Annotated in this window: 9 protein-coding genes and 1 pseudogene; all 10 read right to left on the bottom strand. The window is 72.0% G+C overall.

Annotated elements, in window-relative coordinates; all coding sequences use genetic code 11:
- A pseudogene (locus C1I97_RS24245) lies at positions 1-1,409 on the bottom strand (hypothetical protein); the annotation flags it as partial.
- The gene (locus C1I97_RS24250; protein ID WP_111005299.1) at positions 1,406-1,780 is read right to left on the bottom strand and encodes a GPW/gp25 family protein; all 375 of its coding nucleotides are present in this window, start codon (positions 1,778-1,780) and stop codon (positions 1,406-1,408) included. The pseudogene C1I97_RS24245 and the gene C1I97_RS24250, both read right to left, overlap by 4 nt.
- Complete coding sequence (locus C1I97_RS24255) at positions 1,777-2,112, bottom strand: hypothetical protein (protein ID WP_111005300.1); 336 nt, start codon at positions 2,110-2,112, stop codon at positions 1,777-1,779. Before C1I97_RS24255 ends, C1I97_RS24250 begins: the two co-directional genes overlap by 4 nt.
- 109 nt (positions 2,113-2,221) lie before the next feature.
- The gene (locus C1I97_RS24260; RefSeq protein WP_111005301.1) at positions 2,222-2,734 is read right to left on the bottom strand and encodes a phage baseplate assembly protein V; all 513 of its coding nucleotides are present in this window, start codon (positions 2,732-2,734) and stop codon (positions 2,222-2,224) included.
- A complete protein-coding gene (locus tag C1I97_RS24265; RefSeq protein WP_111005302.1) occupies positions 2,731-3,849 on the bottom strand; it encodes a hypothetical protein in 1,119 nt (372 codons plus the stop codon). The genes C1I97_RS24260 and C1I97_RS24265 overlap by 4 nt, the downstream gene beginning before the upstream one ends.
- Positions 3,836-4,159: a hypothetical protein gene (locus C1I97_RS24270; RefSeq protein ID WP_111005303.1), complete on the bottom strand. Its 324-nt coding sequence runs from the start codon at positions 4,157-4,159 to the stop codon at positions 3,836-3,838. The genes C1I97_RS24265 and C1I97_RS24270 overlap by 14 nt, the downstream gene beginning before the upstream one ends.
- A complete protein-coding gene (locus C1I97_RS24275; protein WP_111005304.1) occupies positions 4,156-4,812 on the bottom strand; it encodes a hypothetical protein in 657 nt (218 codons plus the stop codon). Before C1I97_RS24275 ends, C1I97_RS24270 begins: the two co-directional genes overlap by 4 nt.
- A gap of 43 nt (positions 4,813-4,855) precedes the next feature.
- Entirely contained in the window at positions 4,856-8,482 is a 3,627-nt protein-coding gene (locus C1I97_RS41700; RefSeq protein WP_111005305.1) for an eCIS core domain-containing protein, read from the bottom strand.
- Positions 8,479-8,730, bottom strand: coding sequence for a hypothetical protein (locus tag C1I97_RS24285; protein WP_111005306.1), 252 nt, complete (start codon positions 8,728-8,730; stop codon positions 8,479-8,481). Before C1I97_RS24285 ends, C1I97_RS41700 begins: the two co-directional genes overlap by 4 nt.
- A partial coding sequence (locus C1I97_RS24290) for an ATP-binding protein (protein WP_181446889.1) occupies positions 8,727-9,434 on the bottom strand: 708 nt, incomplete at its 5' end. The genes C1I97_RS24290 and C1I97_RS24285, both read right to left, overlap by 4 nt.

Raw genomic sequence — 9,434 nt, forward strand, 5'->3', positions numbered from 1 at the left:
GGCGGGGACAGCCGCGGGGCGAGCGCCTCGGTGGCCGACGGCGGCAGGTTCAGGTGTGACGGCGGCGGCAGGGTCGCGCCGTGCTCGGCGAGTACGACGTTGCCGCGTGCCACGGCGCAGACGATGTGCCGCGCCGGGCCGGACGGCTGCGGTACCCGGGCGGAGACCGGCAGGTCGAAGGGGAGTGCGTCGGACGCATCCCACTCGACGTCCAGGAGCCGTGTGTCCGGCGCGAGGACGTCCCGCACCGGTGTCACCCGGGTCAGCCGGAGGGCGTGCCGGTGCGCCGGATCGGCGTCCTGGGCACGACCGGTGTCGGGGGCCGCCGTCTCCACCAGCAGGAGGAAGTCGCCCGGCTCGAGCGGCCCGGAACCCTCGCTCGTGTCGACGAGCGTGGCCGCCGTCGACCCCGCGGGCAGTGTGCAGTGCTCGTCGCCCCAGGTGTGCAGGGCGATGTCGTTGCGCCACCGCCACAGCCGCCGGTCGGCGAGGGTCTCGAAGACCACCGGCCCGGACGCGAGCACGGTGGGGTAGTCCGCGGCCGGCACGACGGGGGCCAACGTCTCGGAACGGGGCAGGACCGGGGTGCCCGCCGGCAGCAGGTAGCCGTCGCCACCCGTGGCGCCCGGTGTGAGGGAGAGGCTGACGAAGGTGCGTGCGGAGGCGCCCTCGCCGGGCGTGTAGTCGAGCAGTCGGGCATGGCGGGTCACGGACGCGCGGGTGCGCGCGGTGTCCAGGAACGCCTCGGTCCCGACCCAGTCGAGGGTGTAGCTCTGCTGGTCGGCGCGGAAGGCGAGCGCCTCGACGATCGTCGTGGTCAGGTCGACCGGGTCGTCCTCGCGGAAACCCGGGACGAGCACCGAGATCCGGTCGAGCATCAGGCGCCGGAAGCCCTGCCAGTCGCGGGTCCGGTAGTCGAAATGCGGGTCCGGCGGTACGGCCTCGGGCAGGTCCCGGCAGTCGGGGGCGCAGTCGCCGTCCGCGGCGCAGTCCACGGCGAACGAGAAGTCGACTGCGGACAGGCGTGGGTCGATGAAGTCGGGCGGAGTGTCCGATCCCGGCCCCTCGACGATCGCGAGCCGGTACGTCGAGAAGTCGGTCGGCCGACCGCCGGGCACCGTGACCGTGTACCGCGACACCTGCGTTCCGCCCGGCTCCGCGCCCACGACGGGTTCCACCCCGGGCGCCGGGAACCGCACGCCTCCGGTGAGGGCGATGTTGTCGCCCGTGAGCGCGGCCCTGGGCAGCGGGAGCGGTTTGACCAGCACGATGTCGATCCGGGTCGGCTGGGCAATGCTGTCTCCCCGGTGGACCTCCAGGTAGTCGATCCCGGAGACGTCCGCCGGCCCCGACTCGGCCAGCGCGGCCCGGCGGCGCTCGTCGCGGCAGTGGTAGCGGGCGCCGGTCACGGGATGTCCATCCGCACACGTACCTCGTCGGTGCTCCCGCTGGAGCGCACCTCGTAGGCGACGACGATCTCGAGCACTCCGCTGTCGTCGGTGACCTCCACCGCGACGTCCAGCAGGGTGAGCACGTCGCCGAGCCACTGCTGGACCGCCGACTGCAGCGCGGCGCCGAGTGCGACCGTGGCGGGACCGTCCTGCGGGCCGAACACCAACTGACGGGCGGGGCTGCCGAGTTCCGGCCGCATCACCCGTTCTCCGGGCAGGGTGAGCACCAGCAGTTCGAGCATCTGCCGTACGTGCTCGGCGCTGCCGTAGGCCACCTGGGCCGAGCGGCCCAGTGCGGTGACGGTGAACGGGAAGGCGAGCCGGCTCATGTCGCGACCACCCGGGTCTGGGAGCCCGACACGGTCGGCGGACCGGCCGGGACCTGGTCCGCGGACAGGCAGACCGCCCCGACGGGGTTGATCAGCAGCGGCTGTCCGGAGGCGGTCACCCGGGTCGTCCCGGCGAGCCACTTCGTGCTGACACAGGGCTGGGGCTTGGCAGGGGGCACAGTGAACGCGCAGCCCGCGATGAGGCCCTGGTCGGTGACGACGGCGGCCGGGGCCCCGGACACGGTGACCCGGGGGCCGGCGGCGACGATGGTCAGCGGCGCGCCGTGCGGGCAGGACACGGTCGCTCCGGGGTGCAGGACTGGCCCTGGCATCACGGCTCCTTCCGCTGCGCTGGGGCAGACGGGCGGCTGGGCAACTGGACGGCTGGATCTCGATGGACGGACGGCTTCGGACCGGGCATCGCCCGACCGCACGGCAGGCTCAGGTGACTATGAGCGCACCGCCGTTGATGATCACTTCTTTTCCGGAGAGCACGATGGACGCGCCCATGCCGTTGCTGATGCTGATGCCGGCGGCCCCGACGACGATCGTCGCGCCGGCCGGGGTGAGTACCTGGACCTGGGGCGTGGGCAGATCGGACAGGGTGACCGAGACGCCGGTCGTGGTCTGGAGGTGGATGTTGGGCGTGGCGGGGGTGCCGGCCATCGCCAGAGCCGGGGCGCCGGCCGGTTCCGGCCAGAACGCGCCGGTCCAGATGGGGGAGTCGGGGTCGCCGGCCTCGAACTCGATCCACACCGCGCTGCCGATCTGGGGCAGGGCGATGACCCCCGCGCCGGCCTCGCCCGCGAACGGAACCGCGGGAAGCGCCCACGTCGACGGGAACAGCCCGTAGCGATCGGCGAGCTGGACCTGGATCCTGCCCTGCACGAGAGGATCGGCGGTGTTGAGGACGGTCGCCCGGTACTTCCCGAAGAATCTCGGCCCAGACGTCATGGTGCCACCTCCGTGACGTTCGATACGAAACCGTCCCGGGCGAGCTGGAATGCCTGCTTCCAACTGCCCCGCCCGAGCGTGTGGGTCACCGAACGCACGAACCACAGCCCGTCGTGCGCCCGTCCCACGCCGCGCACCCCGATCAGGGAGCGGGCGCCGAGGGGCTGCCCGTAGCGGGTCAGGTCCATCGATCCGGTCGCGGTCAGCGGGTCCGCCGCGCCGCGTCCGGCGAGCAGGGTCATCAGGACCTCCGGCAGTTTCTTTCCGCCGGTCTCCAGCAGCTTCGTGCGGGTCGGCATCAGCGGCCGGGCGGAGAGCGGCGGTTTGAGCAGCGCGATGTCCGGCGCCGGTACGGGCACCGCGAATTTCCCGACCTGGACGTGCCCGTGCGGTTGGGCGGTGGCGTTGCCGTCGGCGGAGAAGCTCAGGCTGTCGAGGTTCGCCGCCGTGTCCATATCGACGGTCAGGGCCGGCTGCACGGCGCCGACCCGCACCTGCGGCCCCCAGTAGGCGGTATTCGCGCCGATCGTCGGCCCGGGGGTCACGTAGAACTCGTAACCGGCGTCCTTGGCCAGCTTCGAGGCGTACTCGAAGTCGGTCCCCTGCTGGTGGGGGATGGTCTCGACCGGGTTCGTCTCCGGCTGGAACGGCGCGGGGATCGTCGTCGGCACGACGCCGAACGGCGCGTACTTGGCCATCATCGACTCCACCTGGGCGAAGGGCGGCATCCCCGGGAACGGGAAGCCGGTGAGATCGATCACGTCCATGTACCCGGAGACGTCCTCGCCGGTGACGACCAGTCGGTACTCGCCGGGGCGGCCGGTGGCGGTGACGTCCTGGCGTTTGACCGGCCCGTCGGCGAGCACCTTCGGTACCCCGCGCAGCGTCGCCACGAGCACGACGCGCGTCATGGGGTCGAAGAATCCCGCGGGGAGCAGGGACGTCGCGATCGGCGAGGTCTTGGAGTAGGTGAGGCTCAGCTGGAACCCCGAGCGCGTCCCGACCGCGTGGGTCACCGTGGCGCCGTCCAGGGCGTCGACCACCGCCCTGGGCGCGGGGGCGACGGCGACCGGCCCCATCAGGACGGTCAGGGTGACGGTGCTAAGCGCGGCCATGGACGGTGATCTCCAGGGGGAGCGGGATCATGACGAGCCGGCCCTCCGTGCCGGTCAGGCGGGCCGGGTCGGCCTCACCGCTGGCGTCGACGATGCGCCACCAGAGCGCGGGGTCGCCGTAGGCGTCGTGGGCGAGAGTGTCGGGCCGTTCCGCACCGCTCAGCCGGCGGTACCCGAGCGGGACATGGCGTTCGGGCTCGGGCAGGATGCGGCGCGCCAGGTAGACCTCGGTGGTTCCGTCGTCGCGGGTGCGGCTGACGACGGGCACCGAGTGGTAGCGGCTGTTGGGCGGGAACGGTACGGCGGTCATGGCACCCTCGACAGTCCGACGTTCTGGATGCCGGCTCCGCGCCGGCCGGCGAGCCGCTCGCGGCGGCGGACGGCGGTGAGGAAGAGCTCCGCCCCCTTGGACCCCGGCGGCAGGTCGTCGAACGACAGCACGCGCACCCCCAGCCCGACGCGGGCGAGGACCGGGTTGAGCCGCGTGTCGAACGCCTCCTCGGTGACGGTGAACTCGGTGATCCGCACGGGCAGCGTGCGGTTGACCCCGAGGACGAGGAGCAGCAGCGGGGAGGGAAGCGGAAGGATCTCCAGCGTGCCCCGGCGAGCGAGCGCCTCTGCGGCCACCAGGTCGGCGGTGGCCGGTGAGATCATCGTCTCCAGCTCGGCGAGGTCCGCGGCGATGCCTTCCGCGACCGTGGTCGGGTTGCGGTCCGGCTTCTCCAGCCGGTCGGTGGCGTCGAGGACGATCTCGAGCTTCATGGTCTCCACCGGCGGCCCGACGAGCCGGAGCGCCTCGAGCCGGTCGCCGGTGTCGGCGGACGCGCCCCGGGGGGTGAGGGTCCGGGTCAGGGTCTCGGGGTTGTACTGGAACGGGATGGTGCGCACAACGGCGCGCCCGTCGCTGTCCATGACGACGAAACCGCCTCGCACCGTCCGCGGCGAGCCGGGGAACGTGGTCATCGCGGTCCTCCTCTCCGCGTCCGTATTCGCATCCGCGCTCGCATCACTTCTCGGTCACCTTTCCGCGCCCGAGCATGTCCTTGACGACCTGCACAGGGTCGATGGACTCGGGCTCGAGCTTGACCTGGGACAGACTCGGCCAGGTGATCTCACCGCTCTTGGCGTAGGCGATCCGGCCGAGGGTGAGTTTGAGCTCCGGCCCGATCTGGGCCGAGACCGAGGCCGCCTCGTAAGTCCAGCGATGGGAGAACACTCCCATGGCGGCGTAGATCTCAGCGACCAGGAGCACTCTGGCCTGGGCCGTCAACCGGCCCTTGGTGTAGGCCTCGGCGTCGAACGAGAACCCGCCCTGGTCGTAGTCCGCGGCGATCGCGACGCCGCCCTCGCCATCGATGCGCAGCGACGGGGTGATGTCGACACCGCCCTTGGCGCCGGCGACGCCGGATGCGACCTCGGCCCCGATGTAGGCGCCGAACGTGCCCGACAGTTCGGCATAGGCGGGCACCGCGAAGGCGCCGGTGAGCTTCGCGGCGACCCTGGGGTCGTCCTCGAAGGGGTAGAGCTCGCCGTTGAACACGACGTGCTTCAGCATGACCGGGCCCACGCCGTAGCGCAGGTCCAGCGACCCGCGCAGTTCGATGAAGGCTGTCACGACCGGGAGAGGGGGGATGGGGAAGGGGACCTTCACCCCGATCCCCTTCAGCAGCGGGATCTTTCCGCCGTCGGGGGACGGCCATGTGCGGGTCAGGGTGATGTCGCCCACGGCGACCTCGCCGAAAAGCCTGACCCGCTCGTTCTTGGTGATCTCGAGGCCCAGCACGGGGCGCAGGTCCTTGGTGACCTGATAACCGATGCTCCCCCTGCCCGAGGGCCGGCCCTGCTCGTCGAAGTTCAGGCTGAGCGAGCCCTCGGCCTTCTCGGTCTTGACGGCGATCGTGGCAGCGCCCGAGAACCGTCCCTCCTTTTCCTCCCCGGTCCGGTTGTAGGCGACTTTCATCGTGGCCTTGAACTGCTTCCAGACGATGTCGGCATTGCCCTGGAGGGACAGGCCGCGTTCGCCGTATTGGCCGGACAGCTTCACCGAGTTCACGAGGGGCAGGGGTTTGTCGACCGTCACCGAACCGTGGTAGGTGAGGGCGCGCCCGTCCCAGCGGGCGCCGAGCTCGAGCCGGGAGCCGCGGACGTTCGTGGTGAGTGCGCCGGTCGCGTACGGATCGAGTCTGCCGGACGTGGTGGTGAAGCCGATCTCGACGTTCGCGGAGGCCCCCGGGATGGAGGACGAGTCGGCCGTGAGCTTGCCGGACCAGCCGGTCTCCGAGTTCCACTCCACTTGCCCGGCCGCCGCGTGGACACCGGGGAGCTTCCCGGCCGGGGTCAGGTTTCCGGTGGCGACCAGCGCGCCGTTGCGCATCGACACGGTGAGGGTGCCGAGCATCACGGGCTTGGCAGCCGGGCCGACCGAGAACGTCAGGGTTCCGTTGGGCACCAGCGCCGGGGAGAGCTGCAGGGCCAGTTCGCCGCCGGTGAACCGGAACGCTGCGGGCAGGGGCGAGGCCAGCTTGGCAGCGGGAAGGGGGGCGACCAGCCGCAGCTCGTCCTTGGCGTAGAGGACGTCGAGCTTGCCGAGGAACGGCACCGAGGAGTTGATGACCCCTTCGCCGGTGAGGTTGCCCTGCTCGTCGAGAGCGACCTTGGTCAGCACGCCGGGGCTCAGGTACGGGTAGAAGAACGCGATCTTCGTGTTCTTCGCCCTGTCGAGCTTCAGTTTCCGCGTCTCGACCGGAGGCGCGGTCGTGGGGTCGGCCGTGGTGCCGAGGCCGGCGGTGGGGGGGACCGGGGCGGCCGAAGGCACCAGTTCGGCATCGAGGGTGACCTTCGAGTCGGCCGCGGTGCTCGACACGGCACGGCTGTCGAGCGTGCCCAGTACGGTGTCCCGCGCGGCCCCGGCCCCCGCGGCGGCACGCTGGTATTTCTGGATGCGCATGCCCGGGACGATGCGCCGGGCGAGGGCGTCCAGCGGCGTCTCGCCGGTGTCCCGCACCAGCACCGTCTCCCCCTGGCCTCCGGCGGTGAGCGCGACGGGTTTTCCGGCGGCCTTGGCCTTCACCGTCTCGGAGCCGCGTACGGCACCGGAGCGCAGCAGGTTCTCGATCTCGTAGCTGGGGTCGGGCTGCCCGGTGGGGACGGTCGCCTTGGCGATGTGGATCTGGAGTCTGCGGACGTTGGGTCCGCGCATGGCGGGGTCGCGGATCTGCTTCACGACGTCGACGAGGGCCTGGTAGGTCTCCCGGCCCGAGGCCTGGTTCTTGGTGCTCGTGAGCAGTTGGAGGTTCGAGGGGATCGAGGTTCCGCCCAGCTGCTTCTCGACGATGTGGTCGATGTCGCACTGTGACTTCTTGAGGCTCTTGCCCAGGCCCTTCACGACGTCCCCGACGGCTGGAGCGGCCAGTGTGGTGCGCACGGTCTCGTCGCTCGCCGCCGCTGCGGTGATCGCGTCGGCGAGCTTCGCGGTGCTGGTGAAGCCGAAGGCTCCGAGCCATATGTCCTTGTACTTCTCGCCGCCTTCCTTGTACGCGGCGATGGACTCGTAGCTCGCGGTCGAGTTGCCCTCGATGAAGGGGGTGAAGACCAGGCGTCCGCCGGCTGCGGCGTCGTCGTAGGCCTTCTGCACCCAGGGACCGGCGCCCTTTTCCAGGGGGAGGGTGAAGGCCGGCATTCCGACGACCAGTTCGGTGGTGCCGCGGCCTGCCGGCTCGTCGGTGATCACCGTGAGACCGGGGGGCAGACGCAGCGCGGGGCCCGCGGCCGTCCCCGGCTGAGCGGCAGCCTCCTTGGGCGCGGCGGCGGTGCCCGGCGCGGACGCGGGCACGGTCGCCGGGACGGGTGGTGGCGGGGCCCCGCCCCTGCCGGCCCGGCGGATGAGCGGTGCACCGGGCCGCGGTTCGATCACCGGCCTGCCGCCGGCCGCCAGGGTGCGCACGGCCCGGTCGGCTTCCGCCTCCAGCCCGGAGTCGTCCACCACGGCGGCGTACGGTCGGCCGCCGGCGTGGGCCTGGAGAACGTGTGCCAGTTCGTGCGCGATGAGGCCGCGTCCGCCCGGGGTGTCGGCGCGGTACTCCCCGGCTCCGAAGACCAGATGCGGTCCCAGGGAGAAGGCCCGGGCGTCGAGCGCGGCCGCCGCGCGCGCGGCCGACGGGCCGTCGTGCACCTGGACATGGGAGAGGTCGCGGCCGAACCCTGCCTCCATCCGACCGCGCAGGGAAGGGGGCAGGGGACGGCCGGGCTGGGCGATCGCGGCGTGTACGTGTTCGGTGCCGTGTCGGCGGGTCACTGCGGCCGGTACGGGTGAGGTGGAAGAGGGCGTGGGTGGGGCGGTCGTGGATCGCGCCACGGAGGCGGTGGCCGGAGCCGTGGCAGCGGCCGACGGGGCGAAGGAGGGTGCGGAGCTGGCTGCCGGGCCGGTCCGTGCCGACACCGGCGGTATGACGGAGTTCGTCGACGTTGCGGAGTTCGTCGACGTCGCGGACGGTGTCGGCCTCGTCGGGGCGAAGGACGGCGTCGGCGAACGCGTACCGGCGATCTGCCGGCTGCCGTCCTGCCGGTCCCGTGCCGCGTACGGCTTCGTGTGTGCGCGCCGGGCCGGGCGCGCGGCCTGTGCCAGTCGCCTCATCGCGGGCCGTCACCGCCGAGCCGGGTCCGCATCGCGTCGACGATCACCGCGGCCACCTGGTCCGCCCTGCGGGCCGCGGCGCCGGCGCGCCGCCCCGGGGTCGGCGTCGGCGGGGTCGGCCACGACATCAACGCCCGCTCGAGCGCCGTGGGCAGGGCCTCGGCCAGCAACCGTGCCTCGGCCGCCGAGCCCGCGGTCACCCGGAGGGTGCCGATCCGGACCCGGACTGCTTCAGGGAGCGCGCTCATGCCGATTCCTCCCAGGTCACACGGGGCACCGGAAGGTTCTGTTTGCGCAGTTCCTCGGCGAGCTCCGCCTCGATCATCGTTCTGTCCACCGGACGGTCCCCTTCCGCGGCGAGGAAGGCGGCGCCGAGCGCGACGTTGCGGATCGAGCCGCCGGTGAGCGGGAGGGAGGCCAGAGCCTCCCAGCGCACGCGTTCGACGGGCGTCTGCGGCGGGAACGCCGTATGCCACAGGCGGCGCCGTTCCTCCTCCGACGGCAGCGGGAAGTCCACCACGAACCGGAAGCGGCGCAGGAACGCGGGATCGATGGCCTGTCTGAGGTTCGTGGTGATGACGGTGAAGCCCGAGAAGGACTCGATGCGTTGGAGGAGGTCGCCCACTTCGGCGTTGACATGCCGGTCCGTCGCCGTGGCCACACCGCCGCGGGTACCCCAGATGGCGTCACCCTCGTTCCAGACCATCATCGACCCCGAACGCTCGGCCGCCTCGAACACCGCCGCGACGTTCTTGGACGTCTCGCCCACCCACTTGGAGATGATCTGGCTCAGATCGATCACCATGACGCGCAGGTCGAGCGCCGAAGCGAGCACCTCGGCCGCCATCGTCTTGCCCGTGCCGGACGGACCGCAGAAGAGCGCCGCCACCCCGCGCCCGCGCCAGGTGCCCCGCCCGCCCACACGCGCGGCGAAGCCCCAGTCGTCGAACAC

The sequence above is a fragment of the Streptomyces sp. NTH33 genome (assembly GCF_003236365.1).
Lineage (GTDB): Bacteria > Actinomycetota > Actinomycetes > Streptomycetales > Streptomycetaceae > Streptomyces.

Bases quoted from the DNA above. Each gene is read 5' to 3' on its own strand.
- C1I97_RS24250 (WP_111005299.1), bottom strand. From the start codon at position 1,780: ATGAGCCGGCTCGCCTTCCCGTTCACCGTCACCGCACTGGGCCGCTCG.
- C1I97_RS24255 (WP_111005300.1), bottom strand. From the start codon at position 2,112: ATGCCAGGGCCAGTCCTGCACCCCGGAGCGACCGTGTCCTGCCCGCAC.
- C1I97_RS24260 (WP_111005301.1), bottom strand. From the start codon at position 2,734: ATGACGTCTGGGCCGAGATTCTTCGGGAAGTACCGGGCGACCGTCCTC.
- C1I97_RS24265 (WP_111005302.1), bottom strand. From the start codon at position 3,849: ATGGCCGCGCTTAGCACCGTCACCCTGACCGTCCTGATGGGGCCGGTC.
- C1I97_RS24270 (WP_111005303.1), bottom strand. From the start codon at position 4,159: ATGACCGCCGTACCGTTCCCGCCCAACAGCCGCTACCACTCGGTGCCC.
- C1I97_RS24275 (WP_111005304.1), bottom strand. From the start codon at position 4,812: ATGACCACGTTCCCCGGCTCGCCGCGGACGGTGCGAGGCGGTTTCGTC.
- C1I97_RS41700 (WP_111005305.1), bottom strand. From the start codon at position 8,482: ATGAGGCGACTGGCACAGGCCGCGCGCCCGGCCCGGCGCGCACACACG.
- C1I97_RS24285 (WP_111005306.1), bottom strand. From the start codon at position 8,730: ATGAGCGCGCTCCCTGAAGCAGTCCGGGTCCGGATCGGCACCCTCCGG.